Raw genomic sequence first — 23,169 nt, 5'->3', positions numbered from 1 at the left:
TACTCTTAATACCATGGATGCTCGGAAACCCTACAAATGCCAGACTCTCCAATTCTACTTAAAACCCGTCGTCCTCCTAACCAGGTAATCGATCGGTAATCATTATAATTTTCGGCTTCAGGCTCAAAACTATTAATCCGAACCCTGCCTGAAGAATGAATATATTCTCCATGATTCATATACATTCCAACATGAGTAACTTTCATTGGTTTCTCATCAGTCTCTGCTCTTCCGAAAAAAACCAAATCTCCTTCCGCCAACTTTAAAAACCCTTGCTCAGGAGAAATGATATCGCCATGAAGAAACTGCAATGACGCATCACGGGCCAAAATAATCCCATTTATAAAATAAACCGATTTTACAAATCCGCTGCAATCGACTCCCTTTGCTGAAGTCCCTCCCCACAAATAAGGACGGCCAATAAATTGCTTCGCCGCTTTAGTTAAAAGAGAAACATCAATTAACTCCCGGTTTTTCCATTCAGAAAACAATTCACAATTCGATTTTTCAATTTGAATTTTTCTTCCATCAGGTAAACTCAAATCATAACTGTTCCGATTTTCTTTTTCAACTTCTAAAATCGCTCCTGCAACTATATCGGTAACTACTTTATTTTGCTCAGGATCTTTCACAACTTCAAAATCAGGAATAAAAATTATTCTTGTCGAATTTCTCCAGGCCTGCATCTCAGACTCTGTTTTTTGAGCAATTGCAGCTCCATCAACCCAAGCAATATATTTGTCAGGAGTCTGTATCTGATACCAGCCATTCTCTTCTTTTAACAACCTAACCGGTGTTCCCATTATTGATTGCGAAACAAGCTCTGCCGAATGCTTTGGGAAAGCTCTTAAGTTCACAACACTTAAGTTGATTACTCCCCAATTTTTATCCCCTAATTTTTTCTCAGGAAGTACAACCAAGCTATCTACCAAATGAACTTCCAAGGCTTCCAGAGTTGAGAACAAAGCTAACTTTGCCTCCGACAGAGATGTTTCTCCACTAACCACTAATCCATTATCCTTATTAACAGAAAAAACAGGATTAAATATTGCTTCTCTACCATCCGGTGCAATCTGCAACTTTACAGTTTGAGAAATTTGGTTTGCCTGCTGCAACAATTTTGAATTGTTACTACAAGCAAAACCAATAAAAATAATAACTAACCAAAATTTATTTTTCATTCTAATCCTAATTGGTATTACATCTTACATGATTCCAAATTTAAACACATCCATTGATTTCCAATAAAGGTTCAACATGTTTAAAAACACACACTTATCAAGCAAGTAAACATATTTAAACTGAACAAATAAACATCTATTTATTTTCCCGCCTTTACCCAATTACTGGCAACGCTTTCAAAATGGCCTCTATCCACTGATTTAACTGAGTAAAACATCCTATCTCCTTGTTTTGGCATTTCAAATTCCAAAGAAGTTGTAATACAAAATACTCTATTGTTTTTAATTGATTTTCCTGACGACTGATATACTACATAGTAAATGGCTCCATCAACAGCATCCCAAGTCAAAACATCTTCCTTAAGTTGTAATTCCGGAGCTTTTAATCCAGCCTCTTGATAATTGCTGTTTTTTAAATTCAAAGCAGGACTGCAATATACCTCTGTTTGTAAGGCTTCATTAATTCCTAATCGGTTTTCAGTGAAATTTTTTGAACAAAAAAACATACTTCCATTCAATCCCTTCAATCGACGATTTAGTTTTATTTGTCGGATAATTTGATCCGCACTCTGCCATGCTTTATTTTTTGAAGCAAAGTCCAAGCGATAAGCTCCATGACCTACATAACAAGGCTTACCGCAAGAGTTTTTTCGCCACCATTTCGCAATTATTCTATAATCAGCTGCCTTTTTTCCAATGTGCCAATAAATTTGAGGTGTCACATAATCAATCCAATCGTTTTTTAACCACAACAAAACATCAGCATATAAATCATCATAATTGGTTTGACCTGCCTTGGTTCTCAATCCGGATTTATCCACATCCTTATTCCGCCAGACTCCAAAAGGAGAAATTCCAAAAGGCATCCATGGCTTAATTGATTTGATGGTATCATTAATTTGCTTAATCACACAATTCACATTATCTCTCCGCCAATCATCAATTTGGTTCGGATAAAATTTACCACCATTTTGAGCGAAACTTAAGGAATCGGGAAATGGTTTTCCTGCAATTTTGTATGGATAAAAATAATCGTCAAAATGAATGGCATCAACATCATATCGACGAACCACATCTCCCACTATTTTGGACACGTAATCTCTGGTTTCCTTCAATCCCGGATTAAAATACTTGTGTTTTCCGTAAGTTAAGAACCATTCCGGATGCAGATTTGTTATGTGCTCAGGATCTGTTTTTGCTTTTTCATACAAAAATACCGCCCGGTAAGGATTCATCCATGCATGAAGTTCCATCGCTCTTTTATGACATTCCTTTATTGCAAACTGCAACGGATCGTAAAACGGATCCGGAACAATTCCCTGCTCGCCACTTAACCATTGCGACCAAGGCTCGTAAGGCGATTGATAAAAAGCATCAGTTGCCGGCCGTATTTGAAATACAATGGTATTCATTCCATTCTTTTTGTGTTGATCCAAAAGAGTGATCATTTCTTTCTTTTGCTCATCAACAGAAAGGCCCGCTTTCGACGGCCAGTCAATATTATCAACTGTAGCCACCCAAACAGCACGCATCTCTCTTTTGGGCGAATTTTTCTTAGCCATTGCACCGAATGCAATAAAAACCAACAACAAGCCTATAAATCCCTTTTTACTCATTTCTAATTATATATTACTCTCATTTTATAAGTCCAATCTCCAAAATAGAGGTTTCCATTTTTCCATTCCAATTCCCCTCTTTGAAAATCAACAGGTTCACTTCTTGGCCAGATTTTGGCAGGAAACAAATCCTGCGCAAAATCCTCGTTCACAATCAACCGATAAGAATCAATACTCGTTTTGTAAAAGTTCTTCACCTTATCGTTTTCACTATTCTGCAAACCAAATGACTGATCCAATGGAACCCATCCAATTCCTTCATAATACACTTCGCACCAATCGTGAAGGTTTACCTCTCCCGGATGCAACATCCATCCACTTTGCCACTTTACCGGAATTCCGCGATAACGAGCCATTGTCATAAAAAGGAGAGTTTGCATTCCACAATCGCCATGCTTATTATCCAATACATACTCCGGAATGTTTGGCACAATAGAATATTCCAAAGCACTTGCCCAAGGAATATTTAAGTCGATCCAATCGTACAACATACTCACTTGTTTCACTGCCGTTGTCTCATTCCCACAAATTTCATCTGCCAAATTCTTTATCCGATCAGAAAAAATGATTTGCGGCAATCGTTCGCTTGTATTTTTCTGATACAATACCGATGTTGTATCATATGCCTTATCATCCATTTTAGCAGGATCATGTATTTGCGCATACGTTTCCGTTCTGAATTTCACAGAAAATTTTGTTTCCAAACCTGACTCTGCAATCTGCTCGCAGTAAATACTTCTTTGCGCAAATGAATCCGGAGCTACAATATATTTTTCAGGAAACACGCTCAATAAGTCTACATTTGTTTGTCTGGCGTTGGATTCTTTAGGATAAGGCATCCAGCAACGAATAAGCTCGCCTGCTGGAACAGCATCAGCTCTTACGCTTATTGAATAAATCATTGTGCATTCCACAGGATGAACTAACTCGCCTCGTCCTTTACTTTCGTTAATTAGTTGTGAGGAATGATCCAAACAGAAACTCTTTAAATAATCAGTTGATTTTCCGCTTATTTTTTCTTTTGTGCTTTTAGCAAATTTATCCAGCCGAAATAAATTGGGAACAGCATTTTTAAAAAACCGTTTCTGTCCGTTAATCAGTCTGTATTCAAGTACTTTTTCTTTTTCCCATTTTGCCATGTAAATTGTTGTAGAGTCAGAAAAGTAAGGCATTAATCTTTCAAGCACGTCCGTTTCAGTTAAAGCATACTCTCTCTCGATACGCGACATCATGTCCTTTTGAAACAAAAGATCATTTTTTTGCTTTTCGTTCAAGTTACCATCCAAAAGTTTCTCCCCAATAATTTCTCCGGCGATCGTAAATTCACCCGTCTCAATTAAAATGGCTAAATTTGCTTTACTTTTATTTGACACATTACAGCCAATAAACAGAAAGCAAAAAGCAAGCAAAAAATAATGACTTAAAGAGTTAATCATTTCTCAAGACTTATTAAGTTGTCATACATGTTACAAAAATATAAAATTTATTAGTTTTGCAATAGAATTATCAAGAAAACAAGTATCAAAATTGTAAAAACTTAAAAAACAGTCATCATGATTAATAACAACACATTGCGTATCCATGCTGAGATAGTATGTTTCCTTCTTCTAATTTGCTTCCATGTATTACTTTTTTCAAATCCAATTCTTGCTCAAAAAGTAGATACAGGCATAGATGTACTACAAAAAACCAACTATTCTATTCTTAAGGGAAAAAGGATTGGAATCATCACCAATCCTACGGGAGTAAATCAAAATTTGGAATCAACAATAGATCTTCTTCATGCATGCAGCGATGTGGATGTTAAAATTCTATTTAGCCCTGAACATGGAATACGAGGAGATTATGCTGCCGGTGAAAAAGTAGCAACCTACACCGATAAAAAAACAGGCATTCAAGTCTGTTCACTATATGGCAAGCAACAAAAACCAAATGCCAAAACGCTAAAAGATCTGGATGCTATTGTATATGATATTCAAGATATTGGTGTGCGATCCTATACATACATTAGCAGCATGGGATTACTAATGGAGGCTTGTGCCGAAAATAATGTGGAATTTATCGTATTGGATCGACCAAATCCTTTTGGAGGAATAAAAGTGGAAGGCGGGCTTGTTGAAAATGATCAGATTTCTTTTGTGAGCCAATTCCCGATCCCGTATGTGTACGGACTAACTTGTGGCGAACTGGCCAGATATTTAAATGAAGAAGGCTTATTAAAGGAAGGTATGAAGTGCAAATTACAAGTTGTGGAAATGGAAGGATGGAAACGAAACATGACTTTTCCAGAAACCAACTTGCCTTGGGTACCAACTTCTCCTCACATTCCAAACTCAATGAGCGCAATTTACTATGCTGCTTCGGGCATACTTGGAGAATTGTATACCATTTCGATTGGTGTCGGCTACACTCAACCATTTGAATTATTTGCTGCCGAATGGATCAATGCTGACGATTTAGCTGAAAGTTTAAATAATCTACAAATTTCGGGTGTTCTTTTTCGACCAGTACACTACAAACCATACTATTCAGTCGGGAAAGGCCTTATGCTTCATGGAGTTCAATTGCATTTTACGGACATTCAGCAAGCACCAATCTCACTCATTCAATTTTATGTGATGCAGGAATGCCACAAATTGTATCCGAATAAAAATCCATTTGAAATGTGCGAAGCATCACGCTTAAGTATGTTCGACAAAGTATGTGGAAGTAAGGAAATAAGGAAGAGATTTACCGAAAACTTTCTGGTAAGTGACATCGAAGAACTTTGGTTTGCGCCCAGAGAATCATTTTTGGAAAAATCAAAAAAATACTGGCTGTATAATTGATCGCAATAAAATGAAAATTAGAATCATAATTTATCATTGCATCAGAATGTGAAATTGTAAAAATGATTACTTTTGCCTGATATATTCTCTAATCTTAGAGAAAACAAAATCTACTTCAAAACAAAACCTTTCCGTTAAACAACTTTGTACAACAACAACAAATTAAGAAACAACTTTCTGTTGTTAAACATAGGACCACAGAGTAACGAATAGATCGGTTTACAAAAAACTCATTTGAAGTATTCAACAATCAGGTTAATATCATTTCAAAACAATAAAAAAATATGGTTTTATCCGAAAAAGAAAAGATTAACGAGCTGTGTAAAATTTTGCTTGAGGTTGGAGCTTTATTGATGGAGACCGGAGCAAATACATTTAGAATTCGGGTTACCGTAATGCGTATTGCTTCGGCCTTTGGATACCATGCAGAATTATTAATTACCCATCGCGCATTAATGTTAACCATCAACAACGAAGAGTCTGATCAGTTCTTTAGCCGGCTGATGCAGACATCGGCTCATCGTGTCAATTTCAAAATTGTTAGCGGACTCAGCAGAATGAGTTGGCACATTGCAGAGGAAAATTGGAATTTAGACATGGTTCGTAACGAAATAGACCGGTTAAAAACAGTATCTCATTATCCGCGAATTGTAACCTTACTAATGGTCGCTTTGGCAGGCGCCTCATTCTGCCGCATTTTTGGTGGAGAAAGCATCGAAATGTTGATTGCATTTGCAGCAACCTTTGTTGGCTTATTTGTTAGACAGGAAGCCGCAAAAAGAGAATTCAATCCGTATTTATGTATTTTCTCAGCCGCTTTTGTGTCCTCGGTTATTTCGGGAGCGGCTGTTTATTTAAACATTGGCAATAACCCTGAATATGCTTTTGCCACCTCTGTTTTGTATCTGATTCCTGGAATTCCATTTATCAATTCTCTTCTGGATCTTCTGGATGGAAATATTATAAACGGTGTGGTGAGAGGAATAAATGGATTAACCATCGCTCTTTCAATTGCTTTGGGCTTATTAGGAGCAATACTTATTTATAACATTTAAAATATGGAGTGGATTCTTTTATTTGAAACATGGATTTGGCTGGGGTTTGCTGCTTGTGGTTTTGCAATACTCTTTAATGTTCCACCCCGAACATTATGGGTAATCTTCATCATGGGTGCTCTGGGTGGAATACTAAAGCTAATCTGTTTAAAGCTAGGAACAAACATCATTCTCAGCTCGCTTATGGGCGCTTTACTAATTGGATATTTAAGCGTTAGAGCGGCTCACTTTAGACATTCACCCCCCTTCGTTTTTGCTATTCCTGCGGTTATCCCAATGGTTCCTGGTGCATTTACGTATCGCATGATGCTGGGAATTATCCATTTAACCGGAGAAAATGATCATGCTGTTTTTCTGCAGTTGTTACAAGAAACTGTTGATAATGGATTGAAAGCCTTTTTTGTGTTATCGGCACTTTCACTGGGCGTTTCGGCTCCCATGTTACTCAGTCGAAACAAATCGATAAAAGAAACTAAACCAAACAAATTTCTAAATAAATTATTTGACTCAAAAAAAGCTTCGGATTAAATCCGAAGCTTTTCTTTTATATTTTAATAAAAATTTTCCGACGATAGAGAAACAGCACGATGAGCCAATAGACAACGATATGTGCCAGAGCAAAAAACAAAGATCCATTCATATCTCCTGCCCAGGATGCAAATGCATTTTTATACAACCAGACATATCCGGTTGTTGAATTTCCTGCCTGATCTGAAAAATGAACCAAATAAATAATCACTCTTACCCAAACTCCTGAAAGAACATAAATAAACAAAGGATTCATTCCGAAAACCAAAAAAGGATGAGCCCATTTTTTGTACTCCAAAATATCGATCAGGTAAATCATGACAGCTAAAACCAAAAGTGCCAAACCTGCTGTATAAATCACATAAGAACTAGACCAGATTGGTTTATTAATAGGGAATCCCAAGTTCCAGATTAAACCAGCAATCACACCTAAAGAGCCAAACATCAATAACTTCGCAACCAATTTTTTACGCTCAGTTGATGCAATTAAAAATCCTGAAAGATATCCGAGGATTACTGTAGCGATTGCAGGAAGAGTGCTAAACAATCCTTCCGGATCAAAAGTTACGCCAAACCCTTTGTACATATGGTTCGCTCCAAGAATCATGGCATCGAAAGCCATTGTGGGATTTCCTTCTAAACTATACGGATCATCACCGCCAAGGAAAAAAATCAACCCCCAGTATACCAGAAGAATAGCCAATGTAACAAATACCAAACGAAGCTTATTCAGCGACAAACAAAGCAAACTACCTATTCCATAGGCCAAGGCAATCCGCTGCAAAACACCCATTATCCGGAAATTTTCCCATTCAACCTGAACAAATGGAAACGCATTTAACAACAGGCCGATCCCGAAAATGATTACAGTCCGCTTCAGAATCTTCCTGCCTGCTTCGGGACTTAATTTATGATCAAATTTTCCGAAAGCAAACCACATAGCAACACCAACAGCAAATAGAAAGAAAGGAAATACCAAATCGGTTGGTGTACAGCCATGCCACTTTGAATGCAGCAATGGAGCATAAACATGTCCCCAACTCCCAGGAGTATTTACAGTAATCATGGCAGCAATGGTTAATCCCCGAAAGGCATCCAAAGCCATTAAACGTTCCGTTTTTTTCATGTGTCTGAATTTGTTTTTTATTACCACATGGAACTCGCCAATTTAGTCATTCTCGTATGTGAGAAAAGTCTTCTCATGGCTCGTTTCATCTTTTTAAGATTTTTAAATGAGATTTTCAGATTGCAAACAATTCTGCCATATTCTGTAACCTGCTTCATTCAAATGCAAACCATCATTGGTATAATCTTTTATCAGTTGGGATTTATAGGTTGAAAAAGCCGTGTACAAATCCACGAAAGTTATCTTCTCTTTATCACACAAATCTCTTAAATGATAATTGACCTCCAGAATTTTCATTCCATCAAAATTGGCACTCTTAAACATCGTATCATTAGTAGGCAAAAGACTTTGAACAATCAATTCAATATCTTCATGCTCCTTTATTATTGAAAATATTTTTTGATAATTAGTAAGAATAGTTTCATAACTAAACCCGTCTCCCAGATCGTTAATGCCCATCATCAGGAAAATCTTTTTAGGCTTCCAAAATAAAACCTCATCCAATCGAAAAAGGATCTCATCAGACTTCTCTCCGGAGATTCCAAAATTGGAGATTTCATAAGCAGGAAAGTATTCTTCCCAGCATCCTCCCTCGGTTAAACTATCTCCTAAAAAAGCAATTCTATTTTTCATTGTTTCCTGTTTTAATACCAAATTTTGGATCTATATCAATCACTTTCACCATAATAAAACTTGGAATGGTACAAATCATCACCCAAATAAAGAAGTGCTGATAACCCAACAACTCCTGCAGCCAACCGGAAATCATTCCTGGAAACATCATTCCCGCAGCCATTAAACCTGTGCAAAATGCAAAGTGAGCTGTTTTGTGTTTTCCTTCAGATACATAAATCTGATAAAGCATGTAAGCTGTAAAACCAAAACCGTAGCCAAATTGCTCAACTGCCACCGAAACACAAATCAAAAAGAAAGATTCGGGCAATGCGTAAGAAAGATAAACATATACCAGATTTGGTAAGTTAATAGCGATAACCATTGGCCACAGCCAATGTTTCAACCCATTTTTAGAAGCTAAAAATCCACCCAATAAACCACCTAAAGTCAAGAAAATAATTCCTATGGTTCCATAAACCAATCCTACATCGCTGGTTGTTAAACCCAATCCGCCAACCTCTTTAGGATCGAGAAGAAAAGGAGATGCCATTTTTACCAACTGAGATTCCCCCAAACGATACACCAAAAGCAATCCTACGATTTTCCAGATATCCTTTTTCAAGAAGAAAGTAACAAAGGTCTCTCCAAAATCAGAGAACACTGTAGAAAAACTTTTCACTTCCCGGTCTTCATCTTCTTGTGGATGCGGAAGTGCAAACTTGTGATAAACACAAAACAACAAAAATCCGACTGCCAAAATATAAAAGGTCAGTGACCATGCCAGCGGAATGTTATTTTCATTATTCCCGAACAGTTTTGTTGTTTCAAAATATCCTGCCAGAATAATTAAAAGTCCTTGTCCGGTAATCATCGCCAGGCGATAAAATGTACTTCGTATTCCAATAAAATATGCCTGCTTATTGGAGTCCATTCCATACATGTAAAAACCATCAGCAGCAATATCGTGAGTTGCCGAACTAAAAGCCAACAACCAGAAAAAGGCCAATGTTGACTGAAAAAAGAATGTTGTAGGAACCGTAAACGCTACCCCAGCCAGACCTGCGCCAATCAACAATTGCATACTAACAATCCACCAGCGTTTACTTTTTACAATATCCACAATCGGACTCCAAAAAGGCTTAATCATCCAAGGCAAATACAACCAGGAAGTATACAAAGCAATATCTGTATTAGAAATTCCCAGCTTTTTGTACATGATTACAGCAACGGTCATCACCACAACGTAAGGAATACCTTCTGCAAAATAAAGAGATGGAATCCACGCCCATGGTGAGCGGTTTTTTGTTTTTGACATTCTTTCTTTGTTTAGATTTGAGAACTGAGATATGAGAAGTGAGATTTGAGAACTGAGATTATTTACAGCTTCAAAAAATACCGATTCACGTATCTTATTTTTCTTAGATTTGAGATGTTAGATATGAGGCTATTTACAGCATTCAAAAAAAAGAATACCTCATTTTTTCTCACATTTTAAATCTCACATCTATAATTAATATCTTTTTTCCAATTCTGCTCCACGGAAATAATGCAGCAAAATTTCATCGTATTTGTATCTTTTGGCACCCATCACCGCAGCTCCAATCTGACAAAGACCAACCCCATGTCCCCAGCCGGCACCAATCAAAATAAATTTAGCCGGAACTCCATTCTCTTCTCCTTCTTTGTCAACTACAAATTCAGAACTGTATAAATGTGATTCGGAAAGTACTTTTCTGATTTCCAATTCTTTTCCTATCACCAAACTTCGTTTTGAACCAACAATTTTCAACTTGATTAAACGACCTGACTCACCTCGTTCAACAGGAATTAAATCCAGAATTTGTCCAAAATCTTTACCCGTTTTACGTGCTATTAATTCTGAAATTACATCTTGTGTATATTCTACCTTCCAACGATAAAAATCCATGGTTTCCTGATCGTAATCATTCAAAACCTGCGACAAAATTTCCTTATTGGTGGTATTGCAAAATGCTTCAGGCGAAGTACGGATCCATTTGACCGCGGCTGCTTCATTTCCCAGATTCATATCGTATCCAGCAGGAACTTTCGGATTATCGATAACAGCCTGCAGATATTTATGATTTTTGGGTTCCCATACATTTTCAAACGTCTCTGCAACGCCGCCGCAACATTTCGAGAAACGGGCATCGCAGACTTCCCCCTCACTGATAAGTACCAATCCACGGGTTGCATTAATTGCATCAACTACCAATTGGGTAGATTGTTTGGTAATGCCTTGATAACGCTGACAATGATCATCGGCACAAACATCAAAATTCACATGATCTTCGCGATCGTACCAGCGAATATATTGCTCATCGGTTTCAACTATACTCTGATAATTAGTTTCTGTTTTTTGCAATTCAGCTCCTTTTAGCACCTGCGCAATTAACCAGGAGCGGGAAATAATTGCATGAGCTTTCAACAATTCTATACTGCTGGTAGCACTCATTTCAGATGAAATAACACTTACCAAATAATCCTCCAAAGAAAGAACATTGATGGCTGTCAATTTTTCATCCTCGCAAATGAAGTGCAAAGCCCCTTTAAATCGTTGATTTTCTTTTCGTTCCCAATGGAATTTAATTCCAATTGTCACATCAAACAGATCGAAAGATCCTTCTTCGTAGAATTTAGGATAGAAAACCAGTTCTTCATTTACAAGACCATCAAAAGCTATCTTATCATTGATATAACTGGCAGTTTGCTTTCCTGTATATTCTTTTCCATTTTGCTGGAGTATGTAAATTCCATTTAATGTAAATGAAATTTCAGGCTCATACATGATACCTATTCGTAATTGTGGTTCGTTCATATTTATTAGATTTTAGATCCCAGATCTAAGACAATAGACTATTTACAGCTCCAAACTATCCAGAACTCAATTTTTATTATCTCATCTTTCCCATCTTATTTCTTATCAATTTATTCAGTCAGTTTTTTCTCATATCGCCAAAATACTCTTTCGACCACAGCTCCTGCATGATGAGAATAAAAATCGATTGGTCCTACCCATGGAATAATTGCTGTTTTGTAGCCCAAATCTTGCAAATCTTGCAGACAGCGATACAACAACACTTTTCCCATTCCTTTACCGCGCAAATCGGGATGTGTTCCCATTGGACCAAACCATGGCAATCCTTTATTATTCGCACTGTGTGCCGAGAATGCCTTTATTTTTCCATTCAACTTAGCAATATGAATAGCTATCGGATTCGATTTGCAGGCCATTTCCAACTCATATTGCCAAAGTTTCCATTCTTCAGCCACAAAATCCATCAATTCATTTTTATCTTCAATTGCTGCACGGGAAACTTCGATATGATCCAACTGAAGTGCTTTAATTTCCTCATCAACACCCCATTTCCGATCAGATAAATTGACTGCAAGATTGGAAGTATCCATAAATCGATTGAATCCCATTCGCATGGCAAAACAAAGTGCCGGGGTGTATCTTGGATCGATTCCCGGCATGAAATAATTCATTGGAACATCACCCAAACGCATCACATCAACCTTTCGCGAACACAACTCTTTTTCGAGCAACTCATACATGCTTCGGGCAATTCCCTTTCTTCGATGAGATTCCTGCACTGCCATTAGTTTTACGTAGCCATAATTCACTCCCCGAATATCCATTCGGCAGGTTCCCATCAAAAATCCAACAATAGCATTTCCTTCCGTGGTAACCCAAATAATTTCAGGATTAAAAAAAGGATCTTCGTAGATTTTCTCGTGAAGTAATTCTTTGGTAAAAGAATCGAACTTGTGAGTATTTTGACAAAGAGTCAAAACTTCATCAAAATCGTTGTCGTGATATTGTCGTATGGTATTGGACATGTTTCTTTTAATTACTTAGAGGTTAATTTGAAGTAAAGGCTTTTTTACAATTGCATTCCTTCGGCTTACATTTGCGTTACTTCCTGTTACATTCACAGTCCCTCAACTTACATTTAAATTACTTCGTGCTACAATTGCATTCCCTCGACTTACATTTGAATTACTTTCTGTTACATTCAGAGTCCCTCGACCTACATTCAAACTCCCTTTTGTTACATTTTCAGTCCCAAGACCTACATTTTAGTTTCTCTCTAGAAAAAACCGTGTCTTTTACGGGAGTATACAATTTCTTTCCTCCTTAAAGTGAGATTCCTAATTTAGCGCTTAACTTCTCGCAAAAAGTTCCGAAAAACTCATCGTCAACACTTACTTGTTTAAAGATATCTACGATATCCTCCGATGTGATTTTCTCAAAATCCTCCCGCCGGGGAGTAATAAATACACCGCCAAAATCTACTGATGCAGGACTTATCAGCAATTGCTGATCACCTTCAGCAAAATATTGCGATGGACGATGCAGTTTTCGTGGAAACAAATGCATACTATATTTGCCATCGGAAAAAGAACAAATTGCATTTAGCATTGGCTCTTTTTCTTCCGGTTGCATCCCCGAAAAAGTCTGATAAAAAACAGAAACAGCCTTCATCATTTCTTTTTCATTTTCCGACTCTATGGAAATCATTTTCCTAAGATAATTCGGAAAAGCACGCATCTCAAATTGATTCGAATCGCTCAAAAGCTCCGATTGCAAATTTTTCAAAACTGCATACTCTGTTTCTACTGGCATAAAATCTTTGTTCCCTGCCTGAAAATGCATATGATCGGGAGCTGAAGCACCGCACTTTGGCCCGTTATAAAACAAAGTATATCCTTGCATATTTTTAGCCAAAGACAACATTCCTGAAACATTCTCTTCAAAACTCTGATCGACATGATCGATTTTTGGAATGGTAAAATGTTGTGGGATAATTGGAAACGGATTTACCAAAATCACAAAATCATCGCCTTGAGCGATACCACCTTGTTCTTTGGGAAGTTTATCGAGGCACAAAAAACAAGCACGATTTTCAATACTCTTTTGATCTACTTTCGCGGCTGATGATCTGATTCTTTCAGGATTGAACTGAACTTTTATCTTATATCCATCGAATTGAAATTCTTTCTCTTCAACTTTTTCCAATCCCTTGTAATTTCCTGTTGCCAAAGGCCAATTTCTAAGCTGATCGTTCAGAAAATCACCTAATATCTGTGTGGAAGATTTCTCCTCCAATAAATTCTCTAATTTATTTATGCTGTTTACATTCATTGTTTCCCAATATCTTGACAAAATATATTCCTTTAGTCTGTTTGTTAAATTAAATCATTTAACGCTTACCGGTCTCCGACTCTGTCAGGTTATAGTTTACTGCAACCTGGCCACCATAATTCCCGATTGATATTTACTTTGCATGAGCATTTCTGCCAAAGGAATATCTGAAATCACCACTTTTTTAGCTTTGCTGGAAGCGTGCATCAGATGCAATCGGTTATTCACATGAATAGCAATTCCCACATGAGATATATCCAGTCCTTCTATTTTAGTAGTAATAGCAATTAAATCTCCATTATGAATTTTATCCTCAAGCTGTTGTATTTTTGCTTCCGGTATATAGAACAATTCTCTTTTATTGATTTCATTTTCGGTCTTCCGGATCTCTTCTGCCAATGAAGAATCGGCTTTTAAAACAGAATAAGAATCGACATGCGTACTCATAAAATTGATTGTTTTGTTATACTTTTCACCACCAATTTCAGACGTAATGTTTTTTACGATTCCCTTCTTTTCATTTTCATAAATCCAATCGGAGAAATAATGCAGACGCGAAGAATAATCAGTCAGTTTGCCATTTCGGTAACGCAGATTTTCAAGTTCTTTCAGAAAATCATCAGTTGTAAGCGAATCGTTGGATAGTACTTTTGATAAGGCCACCACATTCTCCAGATAAGTAGTACAATCCAACTCCCGGAAATTAACGACCAACTGTTCTTTCTCTCCCCCATCCAAAGTACCGCCAACATAGGCTGTTTGCATAAACATTTTTGCCACTTCAACTACCCGATTATCCAATGGTAATGAATCAATCGACATCGATCCTGCTATTTTCCGAATGGAATTAAAGATTTCCTGATCAACAGAATCTTTTAATTGAACAGAGTCCTTTACCTCTTGTTGGATTTTTTTTCCTTGACAAGAGCTTAGAAAAATAAGCAATACCACTAAAATTTGAAAAAATTGCTTCATACTTCTTATTTTTTATCAGGTTTCTCACTAAAATAATACCTGTATTCCTTTTTTTCTCTGTGAATCTCCCTGCTTTTTGTGATTAAACTATTTTTTTACCACGGAGAACACTGAGGTTCACAGAGTCTAAATCGTAGGTATTTACAAAGATTTAACAAACTATTGGCACGATCAAATTACACCAAATTAACATTTTGCAAATCACCCCTGTATTCCTTTTTTTTCTCTGTGTAACTCTGTGCTCTCAGTGGTTAGACTTTTTTTACCACAGAGATCACTAGTTACACAGAGTCTAAATCATGTATTTTTTACACAACAGTTTTCTAGCCTTCAATTCGATGGTACGAATACGATCCTTGTACGTATTGTGAGTATTCATTTTTTCAATATCCAAAGATGCATCCGAATTATCATCCCACCGACGACACAAATAAATTGGATCGTAAATTCTACCAATCTGATAATTACGCGAAATTGCTAATCCTAAAGCATAATCCTCACCGTAATTTACATTTGGAATTGGATTCCTTCGCAATACCGGAGTATAGAATGCACGGGGAGCTCCCAATCCATTAATACGAAGCGCATTGTTTCTTCCATTTTCCGGAGTCCACTCTTTGTGATCAATAATTCCCGGAGGAATTTCTTCCAATGCAAAATTTACCATCTGATAAGTTCCTACGACCATAGCACAGTTTTGACTGTAAAATGCATCTACAACTTTCTGCACAGTGGTTTCATCGGCATACAAGTCATCACTATCCAACTGAATGGCAAATTTACCGCAATACTCGTGAGCTACTGCCTCATTCCAGCAACCGCCGATTCCCAAATCTTTTCGTTCCGGAATAATGTGAATGATCCGATTGTCCACTGCAGCATATTTCTGAATAATTTCAGTCGTTCCATCTGTAGAATAATTGTCAACAACAATCAAATTGAAATCCACATCCGCCTTTTGAGCCAATACCGATTTAATCGCATCCTCGATGGTTTTTACACGATCACGAACCGGAATCACAACAGAAGCTTCCACTTTAAAATTACCTTCATCAAAGGCAACATCGTCAAATTTTGGCGCTAAAAAAGCTCCGATTCTCTTCAGATGCTCGGTGCAGGCAATTTCCATTTCAATTTGTACGGCACGATTCTTAGGATCAACGTAATCGAAAATTTTCTCTCCCGATTTTCTTGTATCCATTTCTTCTTCGGTGTACAATACTTCCGGAATTCTCATGAATTCGGAACGGGCAGCCATTGCCAAACGCAATTCATACAATCCTGCATGACGAAAAGAAGTATCAACATCTTTCACGGCTTCTTTTAACACTTTCGCATCGTAAAAAAGAACCGATCCAAAATTAAAATCATCTCTCAAACTTCCTTCCTGATAATCGATTACCGGACAATTTTCAACCACACCATCTTTAATGGCACGATAATTTGAATACACCAAACCACTATTTGTATCCTTGGCTACTTTCATAAACCGATCCAAAGCCAATTGACCCAAAGTTAAGGCACTTGTTTTTGTATAGATGAAAACATATTCAGAATCTGTTTTCTCAGCAATTGCATGAATCGTTTTTCCGTGCGATAAGGTTTCCGATGTTAAAACAGTAACACCTTCAGCATCTAGTTCTGCATCTCCGCCTACCACATAAATCGCAGCTGTCAAATCTGATTTTATCAGCTCATTGATTGTTATTTCGGTCTCTTCCTTTGTTCCAAAAGGAATAAAACATGTCACCTTTTCATTCATAGTAATTATTGTGTTTTTATTATTTTCTTACTGATTAAAAAATTGAAACATCTGTTTCATCAATTCGTTTCTATACTCTTTTGTTTCGAGCGTCTCAAATGGAAATCCTAAAATTACAGATTGATAGTTTCCATCATACACTACACCGGCACTTTTATTATTTCCTGAATAACGAAGAAGAACTTTTGCATCTTCCCCTTTAGGTTCAATCGCATCGGGTGCTTCAATCTTATATATATCGGGTGAATATCCAGTTTCAAATTGATATTCTCCTGTAAAATTATTTCTCACTTCGTTTGTATGCGATACGCTGCCCAATTTACTTGCATGATTGGTTCTGAACTGATAATGCAATTCATCCTCCGCAAAAGATTTTGCCAAAGTATCGCCGCACAATTCCAAATCTGTTCCCACATAAGCTCCGGAAATAATTAATTTTGCATTATTCCCTTTTAGATACTTACGAATCGCCTCTCTCATTTCAGGCGTGTAAATTGTAAAATCTTTATTCTCTTTGCCGTAAATTCTTTTGGTCGTTTTTTCCTCTCCAAAAATTAAATCCAACACAGAATAATTCTGCACCGCCCAATTCAATTCCTCAAAGGCCTCATCACTCATCGACACAAACCCAAAACCATTATCCCGAACTGCTTGTCCGTGCACAAACGGATAATCGAAACTATTACCCGGAATGATTCGTTCTTCCTGATCGGCATATGAGCTTCCATGGCCCGATGCATCATCATCCAACCATTGCGACTTTCGATCGAAATCGTACTGATCACCTACATAGGCAATATTTCTTTTGTATGCGACACCCTCATCTTCCGAACCTACGAAACCGGCAAACTTCCCATCATCAAATCCCTGAGGAGCCGAAATACGATCAAATCCATTTACAATTAAAACAGGCTTTTTTCCATTTCCTGATTTGCAATAGGCTAATATTTCCGAATCAAAACTTTCTCCGCCATTATTCAAAGCAGTTACCTTAAAACTGTAAATCACACCCGGTTTGCAATTCGTAATAATGTATTCTGAATTGGGGACAACTATTCCGTTATCAAACCCACCATCTTCAATTCTTGTGTAAACTTTGTATGATTCAGAAACTGCCGTAGGCTCCAATTGGTCTATTACTGGTTTCCATGAAAGAACAATTCCTTTTTCAGTTTCCCTGATTTGGAAATGATCAACCGGCAAAGGCTGCACCACATAATCCCGTCCATCCTGAGATGACAGAAACTTTAAAATCCCTTTGTAATAAGCTCTGCTGATATCGAATTTAAACTTCGGATCCATTCCCTGATACATATCAGCAAAATTATGGTGCGATAACAATTCAGACAACATGGTAGGAACTTTTGGACGGTACGCTTCTGAGTATTGCTTGTTCCACATCCCCCTGCGCCTCCATTTAGGTTCATACTTTTTGCGAATATCCTGCACAACCTGCGACTGAATAATATCCGTTAAATCGCGGCTTGCCCATTTCGATTGTCCGTTTGGAAAATAATCCTCATCTCTTGTTGTAGAGTAAATAGCCAAACTTCCAATAATGGAATCATTTGGCGTAAAACCGGCATCGGTATGAAATGCCAGAGCCATATCAACAGGTATCCTTAATCCCTTTACCGTTGGATTTTTTGTTGGACCCGCCGGATTTCCAATCAAATAATCCACCCACTCTCCGCGACTCATGTAATCATCCTTGTAATCGGTTTTGCCAATTTCCTTTTTCCTAAACTTGGCCGCATCTTTTCCCCGATTGCTGTAATCTGCTTCGTAATCTTTATTGATGCTGTACACCAACGAATCGGGCATGCCTGCATACTGAAGATAGTAACGTGCAGCCTCCTGATATCTTGGCCGATTACTCGTGTATTTTTGCCAAACACAGGAGTCCAATTTAAAACCAAGCTCTGTTCTTTGCTTTTTCAATTCATCCAATTCTTCAGGATTCCCACGGGCAATGTTTCCCATTCCTCCGCCAAATCGTATTGCATCAGCCGAAATCCATTTTCCAGGCTCCTTACTTTCGTTAGTCAGTTCAACCATTCCCTTTTCGGGATTCTTCCCTTTATCAAAAAGAAAAGTCCCCAAATAAATCCAGGTTTTACCACCCATACTTTGATTCACCAAAAATTCAGTTTTACCTCCTGCATGATGCACGATATAGTGCGCATCATTCACATTATCCTCATCATCAGAATAGGAAACAGATACTGCATATTCTCCTTTTTCAGGAAAACAAGGAATGTACTGCACTTTAGCGGATACATCAGTACCTGACTCAGTCTGATAGCTGCTTCCCAGTTCAAATGGATTTTCTCCTTCAATATAAAAGGGATATTTGTTTGCGAAACCCGCTTGAGAATTCAATTCCCAAACGGAATCATCTGCAAGATATTCCGATCCTTCCGATGACCAATCAGCATCTACTATCACTTCATTTTTCTGAACATCTCTTTCGCGAGGAAACAATACATTAGCACCAGCCTTTTCGAGCATAGGAGCAATATATGGTACTACAAACTCCATGGTCCACAAATCTTCCACTGTTGTGTACACTCTTGCCCGCTGCCATTCCCATCTGTCCAACGTGTTTTCATAGTACCATCCATGAGAATGCCACAAAGCAATGTGTTTATTTTCCAATCCAAGTTTTGCATCGTTCCCTGTGTTTACTCTTCGCACCAAAGCTTGCGTTACTTCATGATTCTTATTCAAACGATTTGTATCCGCCTCAACAATTCCATTCCGATAGAAATTAGGGATTAAATCACTTATTTCCTGTCCCATACTTTCCATTCGGATGGAATAGTTTTTAAATCTCCGACCCAAATCTTCCTTGAAATCTTTCTTATATCTCTGTACAGATTCCGGACGAAACGGAATATACGAAAACACCGGATTCATATACAATGTAATTTCTTCTTGCTCTGAATCTATTTGTAAACTATCGTACTTAAATGTGAAAACAAAATCTTTGGAAGCTTGCTCAACAAAAAATTGTGCCGCTTTATCGGCTTTTCGAGTTAGTCGGTCCGATTTCTTAGCCGCTATCAAATTAAAATTTGAGAACAACAATACAGAGATTACACAAAGCATTCTAAGAAAACGGATATTTATAAAAAATCCAGACATGGAAATCATTGTTTTTCAGTTAAAATGAACCAGTTAAAGAGAAGCCCGAATTCAAGCTGTCGAATTCGGAAATTCTCAGATAAATCTAAACAATAAACCTGACAAAAGCTTCAATTGCCTCGTATTCTGCCAAGCCCAATTTGTTAAATAAATCGGCTGTAGCCCTATTTCTTTCTTCTGATCTTTGCCAGAATAAGCGGGAATCATTTCCCATAAAGGGAGCACTTTCCATTTGCGATTGATGTCGTAATATTGCATTCCGTTTGTGCTGCAATTCTTCAGGACTAACCGGAACAGCCATTTGGATTTCGTCCAAATCCCACTCCTGCCAAGCTCCACGGTATAACCATATATAGCAATCCTTCATCCACTCTTCATCTTTCACTATTTTTAATGCCTGGTAAATTCCTTCCCAACATACCCGGTGCGTTCCATGAGGATCAGACCAATCACCCGCAGCAAATATCTGATGCGGCTTTATTTTTCGAAGCAAATTCACAAGAATACGAACATCTTCTTTCCCCAACGGATTTTTCTTAACCGTACCCGTTTCATAAAAAGGAAGATCCAAAAAATGAAGGTTCTTAGATCGAATACCTACAAAACGGCAGGCAGCTTTTGCCTCTCCTCTCCTGATTAAGGCTTTCATATTGCGCACTTCAGCTGTATCTATCCCCCCCGGCTTTTTGTTTTCCAACAGAAATTTTTGAATATCTTCAATCACACACTGAAGATTGCCCTCGTTTGTATCATGAGTTCTCGAAAAACTTTTTACAAAAGAAAGATATCTCACCGCCTCATCATCGGCAACCGCAATATTTCCTGAAGTTTGGTATGCAACATGAACTTCATGGTTTTGATCCACCAATCGTTTCAAAGTTCCTCCCATCGAAATTACATCATCATCAGGGTGCGGACTAAAAACCAAAACTCTTTTACTTGCAGGTTCTGCTCTCTCCGGACGATGAGAATCATCAGCATTTGGCTTTCCTCCAGGCCAACCGGTTATGGTGTGCTGCAAATCATTAAACACCTTAATATTTACCTCGTAAGCCGAGCCATACAAAGCAAGTAACTCACTCAATCCATTATCATTATAATCACGATTAGTCAGTTTTAAAATTGGTTTTTGTAATTTATTACACAACCAAACTGCCGCTTTCCGAATCCAATACCGATCCCACTCAATACTTCCAACCAACCAAGGATTTTTTACTCTTGACAATTCACTTGCTGCCGGCACATCCAAAACGAACTTCACATCGGTATGCCGTTGCAAATAACTGGCGGGAACAGCATCACACTGACTTTCTTCCAATGCTTTTTTTACAATCGCCGCTTTTCCTTCGCCCCAAGCCATTAAAATAACCCTTTTGGCTTTAAATATGGTTCCAACACCCATTGTTATGGCCGCCTTAGGTACATTGTTTAATCCATTAAAGTCTTTGGCTGCATCTCGTCTGGTCAAAGAGTCAAGCATAATCAATCGGGTTATCGAATCCAGTTGCGAACCTGGTTCATTAAACCCAATGTGCCCTGTACGACCAATTCCAAGTATTTGCAAATCCAATCCTCCAAACGAATCAATTATCTTTTCATATTCCTTACAGTATCCGGTAATTGTAATCTTGCTTACCTCACCATTTGGAACATGAATTTGATTTTTAGGAATATCGATATGATTAAACAAAACATCATTCATGTAATGATTATAGCTTTGCGCACTCAGTTTCAGCATCGGATAATACTCATCCAAATTAAAAGTAATCACATTCAGGAATGATAAACCTTCCTCTTTGTGCAAACGAATCAATTCGGAATACACCCCCAATGGGGTTGCACCAGTAGCTAATCCCAAAACACACTTTTCACCAAGCTTTTGTTTTTGCTTAATTTCATTTGCAATTTCGCCGGCAACCCATTTAGCCGCCTTTTCAGCAGTTGAAAAAATATCTGCCGGCATTTTCTCGTACCGGGTTTTCACTGTTCTGTCGAACTCATCTGAAGGTTGGTAATACAACTTGGCTTCATCAAGCTCTTCTCTAAATTGCAGTATCTGATTCTCCATTTTGCTATCTCCTGATTTAAATTACTTTCGGATCAAAAATAGAACAGAAAATTATATTTTCCAAAATTGGTCATACATGTTATATAATACTTTTTCCAAAAGTTTAATTTTTATATATTTGTAACGTGAAAATAAATTCACCCGTACAATAAGGATATTAAGGAATGTAGCAGGAATAAAAATGGAAGAATACAAATTCAATATTAATTTAATTATTTGTAAATTCATTTTAAATTAACATTCATCATACATGTTATAAAAACAAAACTATGATATTAATTGCAGAGAGCGGATCAACCAAAACAGACTGGGTTCTTCTCGGAAGTAAAGGCGTTATGAAACGCCAACAAACTTTGGGAATCAATCCATACCATCAAAATACAAATTCGATAATTAAAATAATTAGCTCACTTGATGATTTTGGTTCGGTTACCCAAATCTTTTTTTACGGTGCTGGTTGTGCTGTTGATGACAAAAAACAAATCATTAAAGACTCCTTACTACAAATATTTCCAGATGCCAATTGCGAAATTAACAGCGACGTTTTAGCCGCTGCACGATCGGTTTGCGGAAAAGAGAAGGGCATAGCATGTATCATCGGAACGGGATCCAATTCTTGCTTATACGATGGGGAAAACATTGAACACAACGTTCCTCCCTTGGGATACATATTGGGTGACGAAGGCAGCGGAGCTGTTATGGGGAAAAAATTATTGGCTGACATTCTCAAAAATCTTGCCCCTGAAGAAATAAAAAGTGCATTCTATCAGAAATACAATCTGGAATACGCGGACATCATAAACAAAGTATACAAAGAGGAAGCTCCCAGCCGTTTTCTTGCTCAATTTACAGTCTTTCTTTCTGAGAACATTCAATCACTATATATATCAGAACTTGTAAAAAAGAGCTTCGGTGAATTTTTCGAAAGAAATATAAAACAATACAATAATCACATCAACCTACCCATTCACTTTATTGGAAGTATTGCATATTATTTTAAAAATGAACTGGAAATGGTCGCAACCGAGACCGGTTTACGTCTTGGAAAAATTGAGCAAAGCCCATTGGAAGGATTGATTCAATACCATCTTGGTAAATAAA

Annotated in this window: 17 protein-coding genes; 4 read left to right on the top strand and 13 right to left on the bottom strand. The window is 37.5% G+C overall.

Features of this window, described 5'->3' with window-relative positions; genetic code table 11:
• Nucleotides 1-5: 5 nt before the first annotated feature.
• The 3 genes from ACKU4N_RS02685 to ACKU4N_RS02675 form a co-directional block, all read right to left on the bottom strand.
• Nucleotides 6-1,181, bottom strand: a complete 1,176-nt coding sequence (locus tag ACKU4N_RS02685; protein ID WP_321320141.1) for a C40 family peptidase — start codon at nt 1,179-1,181, stop codon at nt 6-8.
• Between the two features lie 140 nt (nt 1,182-1,321).
• The gene (locus ACKU4N_RS02680) at nt 1,322-2,797 is read right to left on the bottom strand and encodes a glycoside hydrolase family 10-like protein (RefSeq protein WP_321320115.1); all 1,476 of its coding nucleotides are present in this window, start codon (nt 2,795-2,797) and stop codon (nt 1,322-1,324) included.
• Between the two features lie 2 nt (nt 2,798-2,799).
• Complete coding sequence (locus ACKU4N_RS02675) at nt 2,800-4,170, bottom strand: transglutaminase-like domain-containing protein (protein ID WP_321320096.1); 1,371 nt, start codon at nt 4,168-4,170, stop codon at nt 2,800-2,802.
• A gap of 180 nt (nt 4,171-4,350) precedes the next feature.
• Between ACKU4N_RS02675 and ACKU4N_RS02670 the strand changes: the two genes are divergently transcribed.
• The 3 genes from ACKU4N_RS02670 (at nt 4,351) to ACKU4N_RS02660 (ending at nt 7,208) form a co-directional block, all read left to right on the top strand.
• Nucleotides 4,351-5,625 (top strand): exo-beta-N-acetylmuramidase NamZ family protein, encoded by a 1,275-nt coding sequence (locus tag ACKU4N_RS02670; protein ID WP_321320088.1) that lies wholly within the window; start codon nt 4,351-4,353, stop codon nt 5,623-5,625.
• 284 nt (nt 5,626-5,909) lie between these two features.
• Nucleotides 5,910-6,680 (top strand): threonine/serine exporter family protein, encoded by a 771-nt coding sequence (locus ACKU4N_RS02665; protein WP_321320086.1) that lies wholly within the window; start codon nt 5,910-5,912, stop codon nt 6,678-6,680.
• 3 nt (nt 6,681-6,683) lie between these two features.
• Nucleotides 6,684-7,208 (top strand): threonine/serine exporter family protein, encoded by a 525-nt coding sequence (locus tag ACKU4N_RS02660; protein WP_321320084.1) that lies wholly within the window; start codon nt 6,684-6,686, stop codon nt 7,206-7,208.
• A 16-nt stretch (nt 7,209-7,224) separates the two neighbouring features.
• Here the strand turns inward: ACKU4N_RS02660 and ACKU4N_RS02655 are convergent, their stop codons facing one another.
• From ACKU4N_RS02655 to nagB, 10 genes are all read right to left on the bottom strand, one after another.
• The gene (locus tag ACKU4N_RS02655; protein WP_321320082.1) at nt 7,225-8,334 is read right to left on the bottom strand and encodes an acyltransferase family protein; all 1,110 of its coding nucleotides are present in this window, start codon (nt 8,332-8,334) and stop codon (nt 7,225-7,227) included.
• Between the two features lie 102 nt (nt 8,335-8,436).
• Nucleotides 8,437-8,967, bottom strand: coding sequence for a GDSL-type esterase/lipase family protein (locus tag ACKU4N_RS02650; protein ID WP_321320079.1), 531 nt, complete (start codon nt 8,965-8,967; stop codon nt 8,437-8,439).
• Nucleotides 8,957-10,264: an MFS transporter gene (locus tag ACKU4N_RS02645; RefSeq protein ID WP_321320077.1), complete on the bottom strand. Its 1,308-nt coding sequence runs from the start codon at nt 10,262-10,264 to the stop codon at nt 8,957-8,959. The genes ACKU4N_RS02650 and ACKU4N_RS02645 overlap by 11 nt, the downstream gene beginning before the upstream one ends.
• 195 nt (nt 10,265-10,459) lie before the next feature.
• Nucleotides 10,460-11,785, bottom strand: coding sequence for a SpoIID/LytB domain-containing protein (locus ACKU4N_RS02640; protein ID WP_321320075.1), 1,326 nt, complete (start codon nt 11,783-11,785; stop codon nt 10,460-10,462).
• 110 nt (nt 11,786-11,895) lie between these two features.
• Nucleotides 11,896-12,810 (bottom strand): GNAT family N-acetyltransferase, encoded by a 915-nt coding sequence (locus tag ACKU4N_RS02635; protein WP_321320073.1) that lies wholly within the window; start codon nt 12,808-12,810, stop codon nt 11,896-11,898.
• A gap of 298 nt (nt 12,811-13,108) precedes the next feature.
• Nucleotides 13,109-14,137 (bottom strand): DUF4922 domain-containing protein, encoded by a 1,029-nt coding sequence (locus ACKU4N_RS02630; protein ID WP_321320071.1) that lies wholly within the window; start codon nt 14,135-14,137, stop codon nt 13,109-13,111.
• A 75-nt stretch (nt 14,138-14,212) separates the two neighbouring features.
• On the bottom strand, nt 14,213-15,091 hold the full coding sequence (locus tag ACKU4N_RS02625) for an N-acetylmuramoyl-L-alanine amidase-like domain-containing protein (RefSeq protein ID WP_321320069.1): 879 nt from the start codon (nt 15,089-15,091) through the stop codon (nt 14,213-14,215).
• Nucleotides 15,092-15,383: 292 nt separating this feature from the next.
• Nucleotides 15,384-16,853: a glycosyltransferase family 2 protein gene (locus tag ACKU4N_RS02620; RefSeq protein ID WP_321320066.1), complete on the bottom strand. Its 1,470-nt coding sequence runs from the start codon at nt 16,851-16,853 to the stop codon at nt 15,384-15,386.
• 27 nt (nt 16,854-16,880) lie between these two features.
• Complete coding sequence (locus ACKU4N_RS02615) at nt 16,881-20,000, bottom strand: golvesin C-terminal-like domain-containing protein (RefSeq protein WP_321320064.1); 3,120 nt, start codon at nt 19,998-20,000, stop codon at nt 16,881-16,883.
• A gap of 85 nt (nt 20,001-20,085) precedes the next feature.
• On the bottom strand, nt 20,086-22,068 hold the full coding sequence (nagB, locus tag ACKU4N_RS02610) for a glucosamine-6-phosphate deaminase (protein ID WP_321320062.1): 1,983 nt from the start codon (nt 22,066-22,068) through the stop codon (nt 20,086-20,088).
• 269 nt (nt 22,069-22,337) lie between these two features.
• Between nagB and ACKU4N_RS02605 the strand changes: the two genes are divergently transcribed.
• A complete protein-coding gene (locus ACKU4N_RS02605) occupies nt 22,338-23,168 on the top strand; it encodes an ATPase (RefSeq protein ID WP_321320060.1) in 831 nt (276 codons plus the stop codon).
• The last annotated feature ends 1 nt before the right edge of the window (nt 23,169 follow it).

It is taken from the genome of Labilibaculum sp. (assembly GCF_963664555.1).
Lineage (GTDB): Bacteria > Bacteroidota > Bacteroidia > Bacteroidales > Marinifilaceae > Labilibaculum.
Note: the sequence above shows the minus strand (reverse complement) of the source record. Positions and strands in the feature narration are given on the sequence as shown.

What these genes read in the sequence shown, in the direction of transcription:
- ACKU4N_RS02685 (WP_321320141.1), bottom strand. Translation starts at nt 1,181, where the DNA reads ATGAAAAATAAATTTTGGTTAGTTATTATTTTTATTGGTTTTGCTTGT.
- ACKU4N_RS02665 (WP_321320086.1), top strand. Translation starts at nt 5,910, where the DNA reads ATGGTTTTATCCGAAAAAGAAAAGATTAACGAGCTGTGTAAAATTTTG.
- ACKU4N_RS02645 (WP_321320077.1), bottom strand. Translation starts at nt 10,264, where the DNA reads ATGTCAAAAACAAAAAACCGCTCACCATGGGCGTGGATTCCATCTCTT.
- ACKU4N_RS02650 (WP_321320079.1), bottom strand. Translation starts at nt 8,967, where the DNA reads ATGAAAAATAGAATTGCTTTTTTAGGAGATAGTTTAACCGAGGGAGGA.
- nagB (WP_321320062.1), bottom strand. Translation starts at nt 22,068, where the DNA reads ATGGAGAATCAGATACTGCAATTTAGAGAAGAGCTTGATGAAGCCAAG.
- ACKU4N_RS02670 (WP_321320088.1), top strand. Translation starts at nt 4,351, where the DNA reads ATGATTAATAACAACACATTGCGTATCCATGCTGAGATAGTATGTTTC.
- ACKU4N_RS02605 (WP_321320060.1), top strand. Translation starts at nt 22,338, where the DNA reads ATGATATTAATTGCAGAGAGCGGATCAACCAAAACAGACTGGGTTCTT.
- ACKU4N_RS02615 (WP_321320064.1), bottom strand. Translation starts at nt 20,000, where the DNA reads ATGTCTGGATTTTTTATAAATATCCGTTTTCTTAGAATGCTTTGTGTA.
- ACKU4N_RS02620 (WP_321320066.1), bottom strand. Translation starts at nt 16,853, where the DNA reads ATGAATGAAAAGGTGACATGTTTTATTCCTTTTGGAACAAAGGAAGAG.
- ACKU4N_RS02635 (WP_321320073.1), bottom strand. Translation starts at nt 12,810, where the DNA reads ATGTCCAATACCATACGACAATATCACGACAACGATTTTGATGAAGTT.
- ACKU4N_RS02625 (WP_321320069.1), bottom strand. Translation starts at nt 15,091, where the DNA reads ATGAAGCAATTTTTTCAAATTTTAGTGGTATTGCTTATTTTTCTAAGC.
- ACKU4N_RS02660 (WP_321320084.1), top strand. Translation starts at nt 6,684, where the DNA reads ATGGAGTGGATTCTTTTATTTGAAACATGGATTTGGCTGGGGTTTGCT.
- ACKU4N_RS02680 (WP_321320115.1), bottom strand. Translation starts at nt 2,797, where the DNA reads ATGAGTAAAAAGGGATTTATAGGCTTGTTGTTGGTTTTTATTGCATTC.
- ACKU4N_RS02655 (WP_321320082.1), bottom strand. Translation starts at nt 8,334, where the DNA reads ATGAAAAAAACGGAACGTTTAATGGCTTTGGATGCCTTTCGGGGATTA.
- ACKU4N_RS02640 (WP_321320075.1), bottom strand. Translation starts at nt 11,785, where the DNA reads ATGAACGAACCACAATTACGAATAGGTATCATGTATGAGCCTGAAATT.